The sequence below is a fragment of the Streptomyces oryzae genome, assembly GCF_017676365.1.
Lineage (GTDB): Bacteria > Actinomycetota > Actinomycetes > Streptomycetales > Streptomycetaceae > Streptomyces > Streptomyces oryzae.
Map to the genome: position 1 here is coordinate 1 of NZ_JADKMA010000164.1, position 17,860 is coordinate 17,860.

The 17,860-nt window shown below is 71.7% G+C and carries 15 protein-coding genes; 5 read left to right on the forward strand and 10 right to left on the reverse strand.

From position 1 onward, the window contains the following. Both dnaE and ITI46_RS25865 read right to left on the reverse strand, forming a co-directional pair. The coding region (gene dnaE, locus ITI46_RS25860; protein WP_209242307.1) for a DNA polymerase III subunit alpha at positions 1-2,673 on the reverse strand (2,673 nt) is incomplete at its 3' end. A gap of 139 nt (positions 2,674-2,812) precedes the next feature. Next, positions 2,813-3,577 carry an SDR family NAD(P)-dependent oxidoreductase gene (locus tag ITI46_RS25865; protein WP_209242308.1) on the reverse strand — a complete coding sequence of 255 codons (765 nt, stop codon included), beginning with the start codon at positions 3,575-3,577 and terminating at the stop codon, positions 2,813-2,815. A 129-nt stretch (positions 3,578-3,706) separates the two neighbouring features. On the opposite strand from ITI46_RS25865, the gene ITI46_RS25870 reads away from it, so the two are divergent. After that, positions 3,707-4,366, forward strand: a complete 660-nt coding sequence (locus ITI46_RS25870) for a TetR/AcrR family transcriptional regulator (protein WP_209242309.1) — start codon at positions 3,707-3,709, stop codon at positions 4,364-4,366. Positions 4,367-4,543: 177 nt separating this feature from the next. Continuing rightward, on the forward strand, positions 4,544-5,572 hold the full coding sequence (locus ITI46_RS25875) for an aspartate-semialdehyde dehydrogenase (RefSeq protein WP_209242310.1): 1,029 nt from the start codon (positions 4,544-4,546) through the stop codon (positions 5,570-5,572). 200 nt (positions 5,573-5,772) lie between these two features. Here ITI46_RS25875 and ITI46_RS25880 read toward each other — a convergent pair whose 3' ends face one another. Continuing rightward, complete coding sequence (locus tag ITI46_RS25880) at positions 5,773-6,816, reverse strand: S1 family peptidase (RefSeq protein WP_247746602.1); 1,044 nt, start codon at positions 6,814-6,816, stop codon at positions 5,773-5,775. 502 nt (positions 6,817-7,318) lie between these two features. Next, complete coding sequence (locus ITI46_RS25885) at positions 7,319-8,233, reverse strand: S1 family peptidase (RefSeq protein ID WP_209242312.1); 915 nt, start codon at positions 8,231-8,233, stop codon at positions 7,319-7,321. 478 nt (positions 8,234-8,711) lie between these two features. On the opposite strand from ITI46_RS25885, the gene ITI46_RS25890 reads away from it, so the two are divergent. Continuing rightward, positions 8,712-9,170, forward strand: a complete 459-nt coding sequence (locus ITI46_RS25890; RefSeq protein ID WP_209242313.1) for a cell division protein SepF — start codon at positions 8,712-8,714, stop codon at positions 9,168-9,170. A gap of 53 nt (positions 9,171-9,223) precedes the next feature. Here ITI46_RS25890 and ITI46_RS25895 read toward each other — a convergent pair whose 3' ends face one another. Further along, positions 9,224-10,408, reverse strand: a complete 1,185-nt coding sequence (locus ITI46_RS25895) for an acyl-CoA dehydrogenase family protein (RefSeq protein WP_209242314.1) — start codon at positions 10,406-10,408, stop codon at positions 9,224-9,226. 61 nt (positions 10,409-10,469) lie between these two features. Beyond that, positions 10,470-12,107: an MFS transporter gene (locus ITI46_RS25900; protein WP_209242315.1), complete on the reverse strand. Its 1,638-nt coding sequence runs from the start codon at positions 12,105-12,107 to the stop codon at positions 10,470-10,472. Between the two features lie 326 nt (positions 12,108-12,433). Here ITI46_RS25900 and ITI46_RS25905 point away from each other — a divergent pair, with 326 nt between their 5' ends. Both ITI46_RS25905 and ITI46_RS25910 read left to right on the forward strand, forming a co-directional pair. Further along, a complete protein-coding gene (locus tag ITI46_RS25905) occupies positions 12,434-13,609 on the forward strand; it encodes a glycosyltransferase family 39 protein (protein WP_209242316.1) in 1,176 nt (391 codons plus the stop codon). Between the two features lie 251 nt (positions 13,610-13,860). Next, positions 13,861-14,769 carry a phosphatase PAP2 family protein gene (locus ITI46_RS25910; RefSeq protein ID WP_307808325.1) on the forward strand — a complete coding sequence of 303 codons (909 nt, stop codon included), beginning with the start codon at positions 13,861-13,863 and terminating at the stop codon, positions 14,767-14,769. A 30-nt stretch (positions 14,770-14,799) separates the two neighbouring features. On the opposite strand, the gene ITI46_RS25915 is transcribed toward ITI46_RS25910, so the two are convergent. The 4 genes from ITI46_RS25915 to ITI46_RS25930 all read right to left on the reverse strand — a co-directional run. Beyond that, positions 14,800-15,015, reverse strand: coding sequence for an I78 family peptidase inhibitor (locus tag ITI46_RS25915; RefSeq protein ID WP_209242317.1), 216 nt, complete (start codon positions 15,013-15,015; stop codon positions 14,800-14,802). 271 nt (positions 15,016-15,286) lie between these two features. Then, a complete protein-coding gene (locus ITI46_RS25920) occupies positions 15,287-16,279 on the reverse strand; it encodes a helix-turn-helix transcriptional regulator (RefSeq protein ID WP_209242318.1) in 993 nt (330 codons plus the stop codon). A 121-nt stretch (positions 16,280-16,400) separates the two neighbouring features. Then, on the reverse strand, positions 16,401-17,393 hold the full coding sequence (locus ITI46_RS25925) for a hypothetical protein (protein WP_247746601.1): 993 nt from the start codon (positions 17,391-17,393) through the stop codon (positions 16,401-16,403). Then, on the reverse strand, positions 17,390-17,860 hold a 471-nt coding region (locus ITI46_RS25930; RefSeq protein WP_209242319.1), incomplete at its 5' end, for a glycosyltransferase. The genes ITI46_RS25925 and ITI46_RS25930, both read right to left, overlap by 4 nt.

Here is a 17,860-nt window from a genome sequence, read left to right on the forward strand (position 1 = left end):
GGAGGGGCGGGCCCGCCGCCAGAAGTCGCTGAGCGAGTCATAGGGCTGTCCGGCCTCGATACGGGCGGCGTCGGCCTCGCTGATGCCCTGCACCTCGGCGAGCGCGAGCCGCAGCCCCCATACCCCGGAATCGGACTCCAGTTCGATCCGATAGGAGACCGAGGACCGGTTCACATCCAGCGGCAGCACCGGAACCCCGCGCCGCCGCGCGTCCGCCAGCAGCAGCCGCTTGGGATACATGCCCGGGTCGTGCTCCAGCAGCCCGGCGTAGAAAGCGGCGGGCCGATGCGCCTTGAGCCATGCCGACTGGTAGGTCGGTACGGCGAACGCCACGGCGTGCGCCTTGCAGAAGCCGTACGAGCCGAAGGACTCCACGACCTCCCAGGCGTGTGCGATCACCCCGGCCGTGAACCCCCGCCGTGCCGCCGCGCGTTCGAACCAGAGCTTCGCGGCCGGCCGCTGCTCGTCGTCCTTGAGCACCCGCCGCACCTCGTCGGCCCGGCCCCGGTCGCAGCCGGTCAGCCCGGAGAGGATGCGGATCACCTGTTCGTGGAAGATCGCCACCCCGTACGTCTCGGCCAGCGGCTCCTCCAGGGCAGGGTGCGGGTGGCGGATCCGGCGCCGCCCGTGCCGGGCCTCGATGAAGGGGTGCACCATGTCGGCGCCGACCGGGCCAGGACGGAAGAGGGAGATGTCGACCACCAGATCGTGGAAGGTCTCCGGCTGGAGCCGCCCGATCAGCTCCCGCTGCCCCGGCGACTCGATCTGGAAGCAGCCCAGCGTCTCGGAGGTGCGGATCAGCTCATAGGTGGCCCGGTCGCCCTCCGGGATCGCGTCCAGCTCGATCCGCTCCCCCGCCGCCCGCTCCACCTCGGCGACCGCGTGCGCCATGGCCGACTGGAGCCTGACGCCGAGCACATCCAGCTTGAGCAGCCCGAGATCCTCCACGTCGTCCTTGTCGAACTGCGCCATCGCGAACCCTTCGCCGCTGGTGGGCACGACGGGCGTACGGGCGCGCAGCGACGAGTCCGAGAGCAGCACCCCGCACGGGTGCATGGCCACCCCGCGCGGCAGTCCGTCCAGCGCCTCGACCAGCTCCCAGAACCGCTCCCCGTACCCGCCGGGCGCCGCCTCCTGCCGTACCTCCTGGCGCAGCTGCTCCAGCTCCGGCAGCTCGGCCAGTGCGGCGCGCGCGTCCCGCGCCCTGATATGAGGGAACGCCTTGGCGAGCCGGTCGGTCTCGGCCGGGTCCAGCGCCAGCGCCGCACCCACGTCGCGGATGGCGTGGCGTACCCGGTAGGTCTCGGGCATGGCGACGGTGGCCACCCGCTCCTCGCCGAAGCGTTCGAAGATGGCGCGGTACACCTCAAGCCGCCGGGCCGACTCCACATCGATGTCGATGTCCGGCAGCTCCGCCCGGCGCGGCGAGAGGAACCGCTCCATCAGCAGCCCGTGCTCGACGGGATCGGCATGGGCGATGCCCAGCAGATGATTGACGAACGACCCGGCGCCCGACCCGCGCGCGGTGACCCGGATACCCAGCTCCCGCGCGTCCTCGACGATGCGCGCGACGGTCAGGAAGTACGAGGAGTAGCCGAGCCCCTCGATGACGGCCAGCTCTTCGTCCAGCCGCCGCCAGCGGTCGGGGTCCCTGTCGTAGCGGCGGGTGACCATCGCCGCCGCACAGCGCGAGCGCAGGGCACGCGCCGCCGTACGGCCGCCGGTCCCGGCCAGGTGCGGCTCGGGGAAGTGCACCCGGCCCAGCCCCAGGTCCTCCTCCGGGTCGACCCGGCAGTCCTCCGCGGTCTCCTCGGTGAGGGCGAGCAGGCGCCGCGCTGCGCTGTGCCGGTACCCGGCGGCCTCCACGATCCGCTCCGCAGCGCCGGCCATCTCGTCCGGCCCCTTCAGCCAGCGCTCACCGCTGTCGAGGCCCTTGCGCGGGTCGACGGGGACGAGGCGGCGCGCGGCGTCCAGTACGTCGGCGACGTTCACCTCGGCCGCCGGGGCAGCCGGATCGGCGTAGCGCACGGCGTTGGTCAGTACGGGCTTCACGCCCTCCTGTGCCGCAAGCCCCAGCGCCCTGGCCGCCTCCCGCAGCGGGCCCGACCCGGTGACGGCCAGCCGGAGCGCGTCGCCGTAGATCTCCCGCCACCCGGCGAGAAGGGCCGCGGCCCGGTCGGGACGCCCGGCGGCGAGGGCGCGGCCGACGTCGGAGTCGGCGCCCAGCAGCACGGTCACGGCTTCGCCGCGCAGCGCCGCCCAGGGGAGCAGGGGCTTGCCCCGGCCGCCCTGCAGCCCGGCGTGCGCCGCGGTGATCATCCGGCACAGTTCGGCCCAGCCGGATACGCCGTCCCGGGCGAGGAAGACGACGCGCTGGGCCGACTCATCGACAAAGCTGCCGCCCCTGACCGGCGTACGCCGCCGCCCGCCGGCCTGTGCGCCGTGCCGGTCCGCCGGCTGTTCGACGGCGAGCTCGACCCCGTACACCGGGCGCACCCCGGCCCTGGTGCACGCCTTCGTGAAGCGGACGGCTCCCGCGACCGTGTCCCGGTCGGTGAGGGCGACCGCCTCCATTCCCCGCTCGGCGGCCCGCTCGGCGAGGGCTTCGGGATGGGAGGCGCCGTAGCGCATGGAGAAGCCGGAGGCCACGTGCAGGTGGGTAAACCTCCGCATCGTCCGACACCTCCACCTCTGCGCCCCCTCTCTTCATCCCGAGCCACCACAATAAACCAGGCGGTCGAACTTGTATTCGAACGAGGTCTCACATGCGGGTCTCGCCTGCGGGCTCACATGCGGGCCTCGCACGTGCGGCTCACATGTGGGTGCCGCCGTCGATGCGAAGCTCGGTGCCCGTGATGAAGGCCCCGTCGTCGGAGGCCAGCATCGCAATGGCCCCGGCAACGGTCTCCGGCCCGGCGAAGCCCTCCCCCAGCGCGGGCGACAACTTCGTGAACAGCCCGAAGTCCGCGTCCTCCGGCAGCCCCGGGTCACGGGTCATCCCGGAGTCGATCGAGCCAGGCGCCACACAGACGGCCCGCAGCCCCCGCTTGCTGTACTCGGCCGCGATGGCATGCGTGAACGACTGAATGCCTCCCTTGGTCGCCGCGTACGCAGCCATATAGGGGTGCGCGAAACTCGCCGAGGTCGAGCTGAAATTGACCACGACCCCGCGCCCGGTGGCCAGCAAGGCCGGCAGCGCCTGCCTGGTCACCAGGAACGTGCCGGTGAGATTGACGCCAATGATCCGGTTCCAGAACTCCAGGCTCATGCTGCCGGTGTGCCGCGAATCGAGGATGCCGGCGGCGTTGACCAGCACGTCCAGCCCGCCGAGCCGCTCGATGGCGGCGCCCACCCGCTCCCGTACGGAGTCCTCGTCGGCGATGTCGACAGCGGTCAGGCCGAGCCGCCCGTCCGTCCCGCCCTCGGCGGCCAGCGCCCGGGTCTTCTCCAGCCCGGCCTCGGCGATGTCCGCCGCGACGACACTGCCGCCCTCCGCGAGTATCCGCAGCGCGGTGGCCTGCCCGATGCCGGAGCCCGCGCCGGTGACCAGGACCTTGCGGCCGGTGAAGCGGTTCATGACGTGCCTCTCCTTCTGAGTGCTGACTTCTGAGTGCTGACCTTTCTGCCACGGTACGCCCAGGTGGCACGATGTGCCATAAAGGCACTCGCATGAAGACTCCGCGCCCTTTGGCATACGCTTCCGCCCATGACCGGTCCCTCCCTCCCCCGGCACCAGCGCCCCTCTCTCACCGAGCGCCGCAAGGCGGAGACCGAGCGGGAGATCGCGCGGCACGCCGCCGAGCTGTTCTCCGAGCACGGCGCGGCGGGCGTCACCGCGGAGGGCATCGCGCAGGCGGCAGGCGTCTCGCTGCGCACCTTCTACCGCTACTTCCGCACCAAGGAGGAGGCGGTCACCCCCCTGCTGACCGGCGGAGTGCGCCAGTGGCTGGCCGATCTCGCGGCCGCACCCGCCGAGCTGTCCCTGACACAGGCCCTGGAACACGCCGTCCGGGCGGCGCTCACCCCGGACGGGCCGTACGCGGAGCTGCAGACCGAGGCGCTGGAGAGCACCCGCGGGCTGCTGCGTGCGGTGCCCGGCGATCCGGCGCTGCGCTCGGTATGGCTGCGGGTGCACGCGGAGACGGAGGAGGCGCTGGTGCCCGTACTGACCCGGCTCGCGCGCGAGGGCACGGAGCCCCTGGAGCTGCGGCTGACGGCGGCCGCGGCCAACGCCGCCATGCGGATCGCGATGGAGACCTGGGCGGGCACCGATGCGGAGCCGGACGATCCGGAGCGGGGTCCCGCCGCACTCGCCGTACGCTGTCTGCGGGGGCTGACCGCGGGGCTGCACACCCCCCGCGCATAGCCCTCGGTCCGCAGCCCTCGGTACACAGCCCTCTCTGCGGTGCCGGGCTGTGACCGAAATCAAAGTGCTGGCACCCCGTACCCCGGACCGTGCAGGGTAGGGGCACGCACGACACCAGCGCGGCGAAAGGCACAAGCCTCACAAGCCGTGCGCCCAGCGAAAGGCAGAAGGAGCCCCATGAAGGTCGGGATTGTCGGAGCCACCGGTCAGGTCGGCACAGTGATGCGCGAGATTCTGGCCGAGCGCAATTTCCCGGTCGACGAGCTGCGCCTGTTCGCCTCCGCGCGCTCCGCGGGCCGGACACTGCCCTGGAAGGACGGCGAGGTCACCGTCGAGGACGCGGCCGCCGCCGACTACACCGGGCTGGACATCGTCCTGTTCTCCGCGGGCGGCGCCACCTCGAAGGCGATCGCCGAGAAGGTCGCGGCGCAGGGCCCGGTCGTCATCGACAACTCCTCGGCCTGGCGGCTGGACCCCGAGGTGCCGCTGGTCGTCTCCGAGGTGAACCCGGAGGCGGCCAGGCGCCGCCCCAAGGGCATCATCGCCAACCCGAACTGCACCACCATGGCCGCGATGCCGGTGCTGCGCCCGCTGCACGAGGAGGCGGAGCTGACCGCGCTGGTCGTCGCCACCTACCAGGCGGTCTCCGGCAGCGGCCTGGCGGGCGTCGCCGAGCTGGAGAGCCAGGCCCGCAAGGCGGTGGAGAACGACGCCGCGCGGCTGACCTTCGACGGCGAGGCGGTGGACTTCCCCGAGCCGGACAAGTTCAAGCGGCCCATCGCCTTCAACGTGCTGCCGCTGGCCGGCTCGATCGTCGACGACGGCCTGGCCGAGACGGACGAGGAGCACAAGCTCCGCAACGAGAGCCGCAAGATCCTGGACATCCCCGGGCTGAAGGTCTCCGGCACCTGTGTGCGTGTCCCCGTCTTCACCGGCCACTCGCTCCAGGTCAACGCCCGCTTCGCGCGCCCGCTCAGCCCCGAGCGCGCCGCCGAGCTGCTGGCCGAGGCGCCGGGTGTGGAGCTGTCGCCGATCCCGACCCCGCTCCAGGCCGCGGGCAAGGACGCCAGCTATGTGGGCCGGATCCGGGCCGACGAGACGGTGGAGCACGGCCTGTCGCTCTTCCTGTCCAACGACAACCTCCGCAAGGGTGCCGCGCTCAACGCCGTGCAGATCGCCGAACTGGTCGCGGCCGAGCTGGGCTGACACCCCGCGCTCGCCGACACTCCGCACTCGCTGACAGCCCGCGATCGGCGGAAAGCGCCGCACCGCACCACGGAACCCCCCGGACGTCGTCCGGGGGGTTCCGCTGTGGGGGGTTCGAGCCCCTCCGCGTAAGGGGCTCACCAGGATCCCGCGTGGTGGCCGGGTGTTGCGGTCGGCCGGTGGGGGGTCGGCAGGTGGGGTCAGCCGATCTTGGCGCCGAGCGCGTCGAGTGCGGCGGGCACCGGCTGGAAGTAGGTCTCGCCGCCGGAGGAGCAGTCACCGCTGCCGCCGGAGGTCAGACCCAGCGCTTTGTCGCCCGCGAAGAGCGAGCCGCCGCTGTCGCCTGGCTCGGCGCACACGTCGGTCTGGATCAGGCCGTTGACGGTGCCCTCCGGGTAGGAGACGGAGGCGTCCAGGGCCTTGACCGTGCCGTCGTGCACCTGGGTGGTGCTGCCGCTGCGGGTGACCTTCTGGCCGACCTCGGCCTCGCCGGCACCGGAGATGGCCTGCGTGCCGCCGTCGTAGAGGTTGACCTCGCTCGGGTGGTCGGTGTCGCCGGTGTAGGTGGCGATCCCGTAGTCGTTGCCGGGGAACTTGCCGTCGCCGCTCTCGGCGATCGCCTCGCCGCCCTCCTTGTCGGACCAGGAGGCGATCGCGGTCGTGCAGTGACCGGCGGTCAGGAAGCCGGGCTTGCCGTCCTTGGTGGTGACGTTGAAGCCGAGCGAGCAGCGTCCGCCGTCGCCCCAGATGGCGTCGCCACCGGCGATCTTGGTGGTGAACTTGCCGTTGGTGCGCTTGAGTTCCGCCTTGGCGCCCTGGGCCTCGAGCTGCTTCTTCAGCTTCTCCAGCTTGGCGCCCTTGACCGTGCTGTCGGCGGTGACGACGACCTTGTTGGCCTTCACGTCCACAGCGCGCGCCGTGCCCGTGACGTCGTTCTTGGTGAGGGTGTCCTTGACCGAGGTGAGCTGGGCGAGCGTGTGCTCGACGACCCTGGCCTTGGCGCCGGCCGCCTCGACCTTCTCCTTGGCCGCGTCGTCGGTGACGTTGACGACCAGCTGCTTGGCCTTGGCGTCGTAGTAGGAGCCCGCGTCACTCTTGAGGTCGGAGGTGAGCTTCGAGGCGAGCTCGGCGGCCGAAGTGGCCGAGAGGGTCTTGGCCGTGGGGGCTTCGGGGGCGGCGTTGGCGGTGCTGACCGTGAGTGCGCCGGCCGCGAGGGCCGCGACGCCGGCGCCGGCCACCAGCATCCGCCGTTTCTGTACGCGTCGGTGGTTGGACAAGGTGATACCTCCAGTGGGGGGTTGGGCCCGCCCGAGGTATGAGCGGTCCCGGAGGATGTACGGACACGGGCCTCTTACCCAAGAGGAAGTCGCGTCCATGCCAACTTGTGCGCCGAGTATTGCGACCCACCGACCCCCGCACAAGGCTCAGTTCGCGTCAGCCGACCGGAAGTTCGGTCTGCTTGTCAAGGTGCCGAACGTCCCTTTCCGTCTGGGACGTCCGCCGGAACGAACACGCCCAGCGACGCCGCATGTTCGCGACGTAAGGAGTGGACCTGTCCGGTATTCATCCCCCAACGGCCGTGTTCCGGCCCCGATTCGAGGCACACACCCGCACACAAAAACACAGTTCCCCGCGCCCCATCAGGGGCGCGGGGGAACTGCGCGATCAACCAAAAGACACCCGGAGTCTGCGGAACCCTGACAGGGGCACCCCCTTCTCAGCAAAAGGAAGGGAGAGAGCAACCCCTCAGTACACGCTCACCCCATACGCGCTGAGCGCCTCTGTCACCGGCTGGAAGAACGTCGTACCACCACTGCTGCAGTTGCCGCTGCCGCCGGAGGTCAGACCGTACGCGGTGGTGCCCCGGTAGAGGGGGCCGCCGCTGTCGCCGGGCTCGGCGCACACGGTGGTCTGGATGAGGCCGTAGACGATGTCGCCGCCGCCGTAGTTGACCGTGGCGTTGAGCCCGGTCACCTGACCGCTGTGGGTACCGGTGGTGCTGCCCCGCCGGGTCACCGTCTGGCCGACGGAGGGCGTGCCGGCGCTGGTGATGTCCTGGCTGCCGACGGTGCCGGGGTGGGAGATCGACGTGTTGCTGTAGCGCACGATCCCGTAGTCGTTGCCGGGGAAGCTGGACCCGGCGGTGGGGCCGATGAGGGTGGAGTGGCTGGAGTTGGTGTACCAGTTGCCGCCGCCGTCGGTGCAGTGCCCGGCGGTCAGGAAGTAGTAGGTGCTGCCGCTGCGGACGTTGAAGCCCAGCGAGCAGCGGTAGGAACCCGAGTAGATGGCGTCGCCGCCCGAGATGTACTTCTTGAACGTACCCTTGACGTGCTCGATCTTCATCGCGCCCGCGTTCTGGCCGGCGGCGCGCTTGATCCGCGCGATGTCGGCCCGCGAGACGCGGCTGTCGGCCGAGACGACGAGCTTGTTGCTCTTCTTGTCGACGTGCCACGCCGTGCCCGCGACATCGGCGGCGCGCACGGCGTCACTTGCCGAGCTGAGCTGGGACGCGGTGTAGGTGTGGGGGGACGGAGCCTGTGCGGAGGCCGTGGCCGGTGCGATGAGCGCGCCTGCCGCTGCCATGCCCGACGCGACGGCGATCAGCCGGCTGCGTCTCCGACGTGCCATGCTGGTGATGGCTTTTGTGCGTTTGGTCCTCACTTTTCCTCCCGTTCAGGGAAAACCAAGCGTGCTCCTGACAAACGCTCCATGGAGTATTCGCAGTGGTTTTCCGGACCCGCAAGGGCGTCTTTCGGACTCTTTGGGTCCAGTTCACGTCGCACCAACGCCGTTTGGTGTCGGGCGGAGCGGGGAGGAGACGGGTCTGGCCAGTCCCTGGCCGACCCCCTGGGTCAACCTGGGAGCACGACGGGAGGGTCGCTCACTCGGATGTCACCGGCGACCACCCGGGTCCGGCCCGGAATGGGACAAAGCGCGGCATCCTGCGCCCTGTCACCAGCCGCCGGACACAACAGACCTGATCGAGCACCACCCGTTGTGCACCAGAACCGTCACGAATGCCGTGCTGGACGGGTAACCGCTTGGCGCATCATCAGCATCATGGACGACCATAGGGGTAGCGGACCCGCGGCGGAGCGCTGACAACGGTGGGACACCGCGCAGAGGAGAGGAGGCGTCCATGGGATCGGTGCGCAAGGCGAGTGCCTGGCTGGGCCTCGTCGACGACAGCGAGATGCGGTACTACGACTATGCCGACGGTTCGGACGGCCCCGCCGACGGTCCGGAGCCCGGGGACGCCGCACGCGAGCCGTGGGTCACCGACCCCAGAGTCCGCGTCACGGCCGAGACGGCACAGGACCAGGGCACCAAGATCGCGACGGTCAGCCCGGACTGCTTCCGCGACGCCCGCGGTATCGGTGAGCTGTTCCGGGAAGGGGTTCCGGTGATCGTGAACCTCACCGCCATGGAGCCCGCCGACGCCAAGCGGGTCGTCGACTTCGCGGCGGGGCTGACCTTCGGTCTGCGCGGGTCCATCGAGCGGGTCGCCAACCGCGTCTTCCTGCTGACGCCGCCCGACTACAGCATCGTCACCAACGAGGACCGCCGCGACCCCGGCGGCTTCTTCAACCAGAGCTGATTCCGGAGGGGCTGCCCGGTGGCAGGCAGCCCCTCCGGGGCCGGGGAAACCCGCTAGCCCCGGAAGGCGTCGATCCCGGTCAGCGCCTTACCGAGCACCAACTGGTGCATCTCCACGGTCCCTTCGTACGTCAGCACGGACTCCAGATTCGTGCTGTGCCGCATCACGGGGTATTCCAGCGAAATCCCGTTCGCCCCCAGCACGGTCCGTGCGGTGCGGCAGATCTCGATGGCCTCCCGCGTGTTGTTGAGCTTGCCGAAGCTGATCTGCTCCGGTCGCAGCCGCCCCGCGTCCATCCGCCGTCCCAAGTGGTGGGCGAGCAGCACCCCCTTGTGCAGTTCGACCGCCATGTCGGCCAGCTTCGCCTGGGTGAGCTGGAAGCCGGCCAGCGGCCTGCCGAACTGCTCCCGCTCCGTGGCGTAGGACAGCGCCGCCTCGAAGCAGGTGCGCGCGGCGCCCATCGAGCCCCACACGATGCCGTATCTGGCGTGGCTCAGACAGCTCAACGGGCCGCGCAGCCCGCGCGCTTCGGGCAGTACGGCATCCGCGGGCAGCCGCACCTCGTCGAGTACGAGCTCGCTGGTGACCGAGGCGCGCAGCGACCACTTGTGCTTGATCTCGGGCGCCGAGAAGCCCGGGGAGTCGGCCGGGACGACGAAACCGCGCACACCCTCGTCGGTGCGGGCCCAGACCACCGCGACCCCGGCCACCGAGCCGTTGGTGATCCACATCTTGCGCCCTGTGAGCACCCAGTCCGTGCCGTCGCGCTTGGCGTAGGTGCGCATACCGCCCGGGTCGGAGCCGTGGTCGGGCTCGGTCAGCCCGAAGCAGCCGATCACCTCGCCGGCGGCCATCGGCGGCAGCCAGCGCTGCTTCTGCTCCTCGCTGCCGAACCGGTGGATGGCGTACATCGCCAGCGAGCCCTGGACGGAGACCAGCGAGCGGATCCCGGAGTCGGCGGCCTCCAGCTCCAGACAGGCCAGGCCGTACTGCACCGCACTGGCGCTCGCACAGCCGTAGCCGGTCAGCGACATCCCGAGGGCGCCGATGGAGCCCAGTTCGCGGGCGAGGTCGCGGATGCCGGGCAGTTCGCCGCGCTCGTACCAGTCGGCGACGTGCGGCAGGACGCGGTCCGACGCCCAGGAGCGCACGGTGTCGCGTACGGCGCGGTCCTCGTCGCCGAGCAGGTCGTCGATCCCCAGCGGGTCATGCGCGTCGAACGCGGGCAGCGAGCTCATGGGCGGCACCTTTCGCCAGGTGGCTGATCTCGGCGTGACGATCACGGATACCCGGCAGACGCTACGGCTGGGTAACGCCCTGCGACAAGGGGCGCCCGGAGCGCTGCTCCTGCGTCTCGGCACAGCTGCTGTCCATCCTGCGGGGCAGCCGCAGCGCCGCCAGTGCGCCGAACAGCAGCAGAGCGGCGCTGACCAGCAGCGTCACATGCAGCCCCGTGACGAACGAGGAGCGGGCAGCGGACCGCAGCGCCTCCCCCGGGGCGCCGCCCAGGTGCCCGGCGACCTCGTACGCCTCCCCCAGCGAGTGGCTGGCGTCCGCGCCGGTGTCGCCGGGCAGGTGCAGGCGCTCGGCGGCGGCGCGTACGCCCGGGCCGTATGCGGCGTTCATCACGCTGCCCAGCAGGGCGATGCCGATGCCGGCGCCGAGCTGGTACGCGGTCTCACCGACGGCTGCCGCCCCGCCGGACTGTCCTGGCGGGGCCTCGCTCAGCATGGACTCGTAGCAGCCGAACAGCGTCGTCTCCAGCCCGAAGCCCAGCAGTACGAAGCCCCCGATCAGCAGGCCCGGCCGGTCGTGCTGGCCGACGCCGGTCAGTGACAGCACGGCGACAGCCGTGACCACGAAGCCGAGCGCGACCATGACCCGCGGGCCCAGCAGCGCCAGCATCCGCGAGCCGAGCAGCCCGGCGGCGATGGCCGCAACCGACAGCGGCAGCAGCCGCAGCCCGGTCTGCAGCGGGGAGAGCCCGAGGACGAGCTGGAGGTACTGAGCGGCGATCAGCGCGAGCCCGACCAGCGCCAGCACGGTCAGCACGATGCAGCCGACGGAGGTGCCGAAGGCGGCGCGGGTGAGGGTGCCGAAGTCGATCAGCGGGTGGGGGCGCCGGTGCTGGCGCCGGACGAACAGGGTGATCAGTACGGCACCGGCCAGCAGCGGCAGCCAGCACAGCGGGGTGAGCAGCTCGCCCCCGCCGGCCTGTTTGACGCCGAGTATCACCCCGAAGAGGCCGAAGGCGGCCATCATGGCGCCCAGTACGTCCCAGGGGCCGTCGCTGCCCTTGGCGGACTCCGGCAGCAGCCACCGCCCCACCGGGAGGCTGGCCGCCATCAGCGGGATGTTGATCAGGAAGACCGAGCCCCACCAGAAGTGCTCCAGCAGCGCCCCGCCCACCAGCGGTCCGACGGCCGCGCCGACCGCGGCGACGGCGCTCCAGATACCGACGGCCAGCGCGCGCTCGCGGCGGTCGGGGAAGACCTGCCGGAGTATCGAGAGCGTCGCCGGCATGATCATGGCGCCGCCGACCCCGAGCAGCCCCCGCGCGGCGATCAGCACAGCGGGGGTGGGCGCGTACGCGGCGACGGCGGAGGCCGCGGCGAACAGCGCGTAGCCGAACAGCAGCACTCTGCGGGTGCCGATCCGGTCGCCGAGCGTGCCGAAGAGGATCAGCAGCGAGGCGCACACCAGCGGATAGGTGTCCACGATCCACAGCAGCTCGATGGAGCCGGGCCGCAGGTCCTCCGAGACAGCCGGCACGGCGACGTGCAGCACGGTGGCGTCGACAGCCACCAGGAGCAGGCTCGTGCACAGCACGACGAGCACGGTCCACCGGTTCACACCGGCGCCCGGCTGCCGCGTTCCCGCTCCGCTTTCGGGGACGTCCGCCGCCTGCCGCGATATGGCCGTGGTCGTCCCGGACATGTACGCACCTCCTGTTGCTCTCGCACCCGCGGGGCGGACCGTGGGGGTGGGGACGGCTGCCCGGGTCGCGGCGACCTGTCCGCGCACGGCCCGATCGGCGTCGACGTCCGGCCCCGATGGAGAGGGGCGAGTGCCGGTCAGCGTACGCGAACCGGCGCGCGCGTCCAGCGCTCCCCCATTCAACGGGTGGATCGTCGCCGGTGCATCTGCCCGAGACGGGGCCGTCCATGACCGCGAATTTCCAGTGATTTCCTGTTCGCGGCCGCAGCTCCCCGGTTTCCGTCCCGCTGTCCTGAGCGCCGGGCCGGTGGCCAATAATCGTCCGAATGACTGACCTCGCCGACCCCGGCCGGCCACCGGCCGGCACCGCCACCGCACAAGTCCGCACGGGGGCGCGCACGCGGGCATGGCGCCGGCCCGCTGCCGCGCTGCTCGCGTACGCCGGCGTACGCGCGCTGGGCCTGCTGGTGCTGGCGGTCTGGAGCACGGCGCGCGGCGGGAGCGCGCACAAGCTGCTCACGGCCCGCTGGGACGCCCTGTGGTACGTCCGGGTCGCCGAGGGCTGGTACGGCTACCGGGTGCGGCTGCCGGACGGCGGGGTCCACTCGGACCTGGCGTTCTTCCCGCTGCTGCCGGCGCTGGAGCGAGGGCTGGCCGAGCTCTCGCCGCTGACCGCGGGCGACGCCGGGATGGTGGTGAGCTGGCTCTCCTCGCTGGCGGCGGCCTGGGCGCTGTATCTGACCGGCGCGCGGCTGCACGGGCACCGCGCTGGGGTGTGTCTTGCTGTGCTGTGGGCGGCGGTGCCGGTCGGTGTGGTGCAGTCGATGGCCTACAGCGAGTCGCTGTTCACCGCGCTGGCCGCGTGGGCGCTGTGGTCCGTGCTGAGCGGCCGCTGGGTGTGGGCCGGGACGCTGGCGGCGCTGGCCGGGCTGACCCGGCCTGTGGGGGCCGCGGTGGTCGCGGCCGTGTGGATCGCGGCGCTGCTGGAACTGCGGCGCGAGCGGCGGGGGCCCGGCAGCCGGATGGCGCTGGGGCTGCTGCTGGCACCGGCGGGCTGGCTCGGGTACGTCGTGTGGGTGGGTTTCCGGACCGGAAGTGTCACTGGATATCTGGACATCCAGAGCCAGTGGGGCAACGGCTTCGACGGCGGCTGGGCGTTCGCCGGCTTCATCTGGGAGAACCTGACCGGCACCGTCGTCGGCGGCCTGGGACTGCTCACCGGCGTCGCGCTGGTGATCTGGCTGTATGCGCTGTGCGTACGGCAGCGGCAGCCGGTGACGCTGCTGGTGTACGCGGGCGTCGTGGTGCTCCTCGCCCTGTGCGCCAAGGGGTACTTCGGCTCCAAACCGCGGCTGCTGCTGCCCGCCTTCCCGCTGCTGCTCCCCGCGGCGGCCGGACTGGCGCGCTGGACCACGGCACGCGCGACGGCGGCGCTGTGCACGCTGGCGGCGGCTTCGGCCTGTTACGGCGCCTGGTGGCTGAACGGCACGGGCCCGCCGTGAGGCGGCGGCACCGCGGCGTGTGCGCGTACGCGGGGAAAACCGGTCGCCCGGCGGGGGAATGAAGAGAATTCCGGTCAACCCGCCTGTGACCGAAGTCGCTTCCGGGTCCCGTACGGGCAATCAATCGGCCCCGGAATCATGGGAGATAAACAGAACCTAAGCCTGGGCGGGGCGCTTTTGCACATCACATCGCCATCACGAAGGGGCCGTCATCGCCGGAGCCGCTCTTCACGCCCGGTAATCTCGATTAGGTGCGTACCGACCGAATCTTCTCCCGGCTGGAGCAGGAGCCTCATCGCCCCCGCGGGCCCTTCCCGCGGATGAGCCCTGTCCGGCTGGGTCTGTTCAGCGCCACGGTCGCCTTCTACCTGGCGATCGTGGTCGCCGTGCTGGGCACGACATGGCTGGTGCAGCTCGACTGGCAGGTCATGCTCTTCAGGCCGTACAAGCAGTGGCCGGGCATCCACGGTTTCCTGGACGCTTTCGTGGTGCTGGGCCAGCGAGGACCCACGGCGGTGCTGGTCGCGGCCTGGCTCGGCTGGCGCTCCTGGCGGCAGCGCACGCTGCGGCCGCTGCTGGCGCTGGGGTTCGCGCTGCTGACGCTCAACGCCTCGGTCGGCGCCGTGAAGATCGGTCTGGGCCGCCTGGGCCCGCACTACGCCACCGAGATCGGCTCGGCCGAACTGTGGGCAGGCGGCGATATATTCCCTTCGGGGCACACCGCCAACGCCGTGGTGACCTGGGGCATCCTCGCTTATCTGGCCACTACTCCGCTGGCCCGCCGCTGGCTGTCGGTCGTCGCCGCCGTCTTCGCGCTCGGCGTGGGCGCGACCACCGTCTATCTCGGTACGCACTGGGTGAGCGACGTACTCCTCGGCTGGGCCGCCGGGCTGCTGATCCTGCTGGGGCTCCCGTGGTGCGAGCCGGCGATCGCGCGGGTCGAGGCATTCATCTTCGCGTTGCGTGAACGGTTCAGCACGGCAAGCTCATCGCCGGCGCCCCGGCCCGCTCCGGCCAACCCGCCCGCCGCACAGCCGGTGCCCGCGCGGCAGCCGCTGGTCGGGGCGCGGGTGCCGGCGCAGGACTCGGGAGGCGGGACGCGCGCGGCGCTGCCGCGTACGGCCGACGAGGCGCGCACCCCGGCCTCCTCGCGTTACTGACGGTGCTCCCGGACAGCGGCGTGGCGGGCGTCAGCCGGGCCAGCAGCGCACCACTTGTCCTTCCTTGACCGCCAGGTTCAGCCGTCCCTTGACGTACTCCATGGTGATGATCGCGTCCGGCTCCAGTTGACGCACACTGGTCCAGCCGCGCTCCCGGGCGCGCCGTTCGGCCTCCTGTGCCGCGAGGCCCAGGTAGCTGTCCGGGTCGTCCTCGGGAGGTTGTGGTACTGCGGATTCCGGTGCCATGGGCCCACCGTACTGCGGGCGGCCACAACAGCCGGAAGTCCTGTCCTCGCTGCGGTGGCGTCACGCTTGCGTCACAACGCTCGGTGCACGCACTGCCGTTGCCCACTTCACTCGTACGTGGCTTCCTGCACCCGCCCGGCACCCAATTCGAAGAATTCCGCATTCCGCTTCCGGCGCTGCAATCAACGGTGTTGACGGCAGTCTTATGAATTCCGGAACTGCGCGGGAAGGGCAGCTTAAAACTGGGGGAAGAGTTCCGCCGAAGGCCGCATTACCGCCCCTCCTGCCCCCCGTCCCCCGGTGCCGGGGCCAGCGAGCGGGACAGCCGGTCCCGCAGCAGGCCGAGGCGCTCCCTGAGCTCCGCCGGCTCACGGACCTCGAAGTCGAAGCCGAGCATGAGCACATGGACCAGCAGCCCCTCCAGCGAGGCGGCGCCGGTGCGCAGCAGACAGCTGTGCTCGTCCACGGGCTCCAGCGTTCCGGCCGACACCGATATCCGCTCGGCCGCCTTCTCCATCGGCGCGTGCAGCAACACCGTGGCCCGAGCAGGATAGACGCGGGTGGACACCCCCTCGGACACCCAGGCGGCCAGGTCCTCGGCAGGTGGCGTACGCGGCTCGAAGCGCGGGCCGTGCGGCGGGGTGAGCGTGAGGCGGTCGGCCCGGAAAGTACGCCAGTCGGCCCGGTCCACGTCCCAGCCGACCAGGTACCAGCGGCGGTGGGTGGTCACCAGCCGGTGCGGCTCCACTGTGCGACGGGAGAGGGTGCCGCCCAGTTTCTCGTACTGGAAGCGCAGCCGTTCATGGTCGCGGCAGGCGTGGGCGAGCTCGGCCAGGGTGTCCGCTTCGACGGCGGGCCCGCGGTGGGCGGACACGATCGGCACGGTGAATTCGCTGAGCGCGCCCACCCGGCGGCGCAGCCGGTGCGGAAGGACCTGTTCAAGCTTCACCAGGGCGCGGGCCGAGGCCTCGCTGATGCCCTCGACACCGCCATCCGCCGCGCCGCGCAGCCCCACGGCGACGGCGACCGCCTCCTCGTCGTCCAGCAGCAGCGGCGGCAGCTGGGCCCCGGCGCCGAGTTGGTAGCCGCCTGCCGTGCCGCTCGTGGAGTGGACCGGATAGCCCAGTTCGCGCAGCCGGTCGACGTCCCGGCGCACGGTGCGGGGGCTGACGCCGAGCCGCTGGGCGAGGTCGTTGCCCGACCAGTCACGGTGGGTCTGCAGCAGTGAGAGCAGCCGTAGCAGGCGTGCCGAGGTCTCCAGCATGAGCTGGAGTCTTCCACTGTTCGCGGACAGGTGCTGTCCGCGAGGGCAGGCCGAACGTGCTGGTGGCTTCCCCGCGCCCCTTCGGGGCGCCACGTCCTCCGCAGACCTTGCCGGGTGGGCCCTAGTGGGTGCGGTCCACGCGGATGGCCAGGTCGTTGTTGAGGGTGTAGTACGGCTTCGCGGTGACGGCGGGTCGACCGGCCGAGGGGTCCGGATCGACGGCCTGGGCGGGGTAGGTGAAGATCCGCTTCTTGTCCGGGACATCGTCCAGGATGCGCGCGACGCGCACCGCCTCCGCCCCCTCTGCCGGGCGCAGCCACAGGTCCCACAGCCGGTTTCCGGCCAGCGGCGGGTACGGCAGTACGGCGTCGAACTCCCGCCGGCCGGCGCCCTCGGCGGCGGCCTCCATCACCACCGGCGCGTCGTCGCCGCGCCGGGGCCACGCCTCCAGCCGCGCGGTCTCCGCGACCTGGGCGCCGTACAGCCGCCCGTGCAGCGTCAGTCCGCCGTCGCTCACCCGCAGCGCGCCCGCCTCGGCGTGCGGCCAGCGCATCCAGGCGCGGACGCTGAGGTTGCCGTGCTTGGTGGCGTACGGGATGCGGACGCCCAGCCAGCCGAGGGACTCGTGCGGGACGCGGTCGACCAGTGAGCGCAGGTCGTTGACGCCTGGCGCCAGTCTTCGCGGCGGGCAGCCGGGCAGGACGAGGAAGACGTTCCAGCGGCCCTCCGTCAGCCGCACGGTGCTGGGCAGTGCGGCACGCAGCGTGCCGGGCTCGGCCTCCTGTACGGGGGTCAGCGGCAGCCGCACTTCCTCCGTCTCGCCGGAGGGGCCGGGGCGGCGGCGCAGCAGCAACCCCGCGTCCTCGCCCTGTGCTTCGGCTGCCGGGAGCCGCAGGTCGAAGGTGAGGCCCCCGGCGCTGTCGGCGGTGCAGTCGGCTGCCGGGCCGCGCTGCGCGGGCTTCGGGGGCACGGGTTCTCCGGGGTTTTCGGCGGCTCGGCGCTGCTTCTCGTCCCCGGCGGTGGAGAGGGCCCGGAGGGGGACGCTCGCGGCCTCCCGGGCGGGCTTGGGAACGAGGGTCTCGGTGGTGACGGTCTCGGTGGTGCTGCTGCTCATGCTGTGCGTCCTCCCTGAAGCACACCGGGCCCGGTATTGGCGAGTGCGTCCTTGACCGCGTACGCGCCGCTCAGCAGCGAGGCGCGGGTGCGGTGCAGTCCGCGGCTGCCCTTGCCGACCAGGTCGCGCAGTATCGACTCGTAGCGGGCCCCGATGTGGGCCGGGTCGAAGCGGGCGGAGTCGGCGAGCGCAGCGCGGCCCATGCGGTGGCGCAGTTCGTCGTCGTTGATGAGCCCGAGCAGCGCTCCGGCCACGGCGTCCGCGTCGCCCATGGGGACGAGCCTGCCGTCGACGCCCGGGCGGACTATCTCGGCCGGCCCGTGCGGGCAGTCCGTGGCGACGACGGGCAGACCGCAGCGCATGGCCTCGACGATGGTCATGCCGAAGGACTCCAGGCTGGAGGTCACGGCGGCGATCGAGCCCTTGGCCCACTCGGGCTCGATGGGGTGGGTGGGGCCCATCAGGAA

Coding starts and splice junctions, on each gene's coding strand:
- ITI46_RS25890 (WP_209242313.1), top strand. CDS start 8,712: ATGGGATCGGTGCGCAAGGCGAGTGCCTGGCTGGGCCTCGTCGACGAC.
- ITI46_RS25920 (WP_209242318.1), bottom strand. CDS start 16,279: ATGCTGGAGACCTCGGCACGCCTGCTACGGCTGCTCTCACTGCTGCAG.
- ITI46_RS25875 (WP_209242310.1), top strand. CDS start 4,544: ATGAAGGTCGGGATTGTCGGAGCCACCGGTCAGGTCGGCACAGTGATG.
- ITI46_RS25900 (WP_209242315.1), bottom strand. CDS start 12,107: ATGTCCGGGACGACCACGGCCATATCGCGGCAGGCGGCGGACGTCCCC.
- ITI46_RS25865 (WP_209242308.1), bottom strand. CDS start 3,577: ATGAACCGCTTCACCGGCCGCAAGGTCCTGGTCACCGGCGCGGGCTCC.
- ITI46_RS25880 (WP_247746602.1), bottom strand. CDS start 6,816: ATGCTGGTGGCCGGCGCCGGCGTCGCGGCCCTCGCGGCCGGCGCACTC.
- ITI46_RS25915 (WP_209242317.1), bottom strand. CDS start 15,015: ATGGCACCGGAATCCGCAGTACCACAACCTCCCGAGGACGACCCGGAC.
- ITI46_RS25895 (WP_209242314.1), bottom strand. CDS start 10,408: ATGAGCTCGCTGCCCGCGTTCGACGCGCATGACCCGCTGGGGATCGAC.
- ITI46_RS25925 (WP_247746601.1), bottom strand. CDS start 17,393: ATGAGCAGCAGCACCACCGAGACCGTCACCACCGAGACCCTCGTTCCC.
- ITI46_RS25870 (WP_209242309.1), top strand. CDS start 3,707: ATGACCGGTCCCTCCCTCCCCCGGCACCAGCGCCCCTCTCTCACCGAG.
- ITI46_RS25905 (WP_209242316.1), top strand. CDS start 12,434: ATGACTGACCTCGCCGACCCCGGCCGGCCACCGGCCGGCACCGCCACC.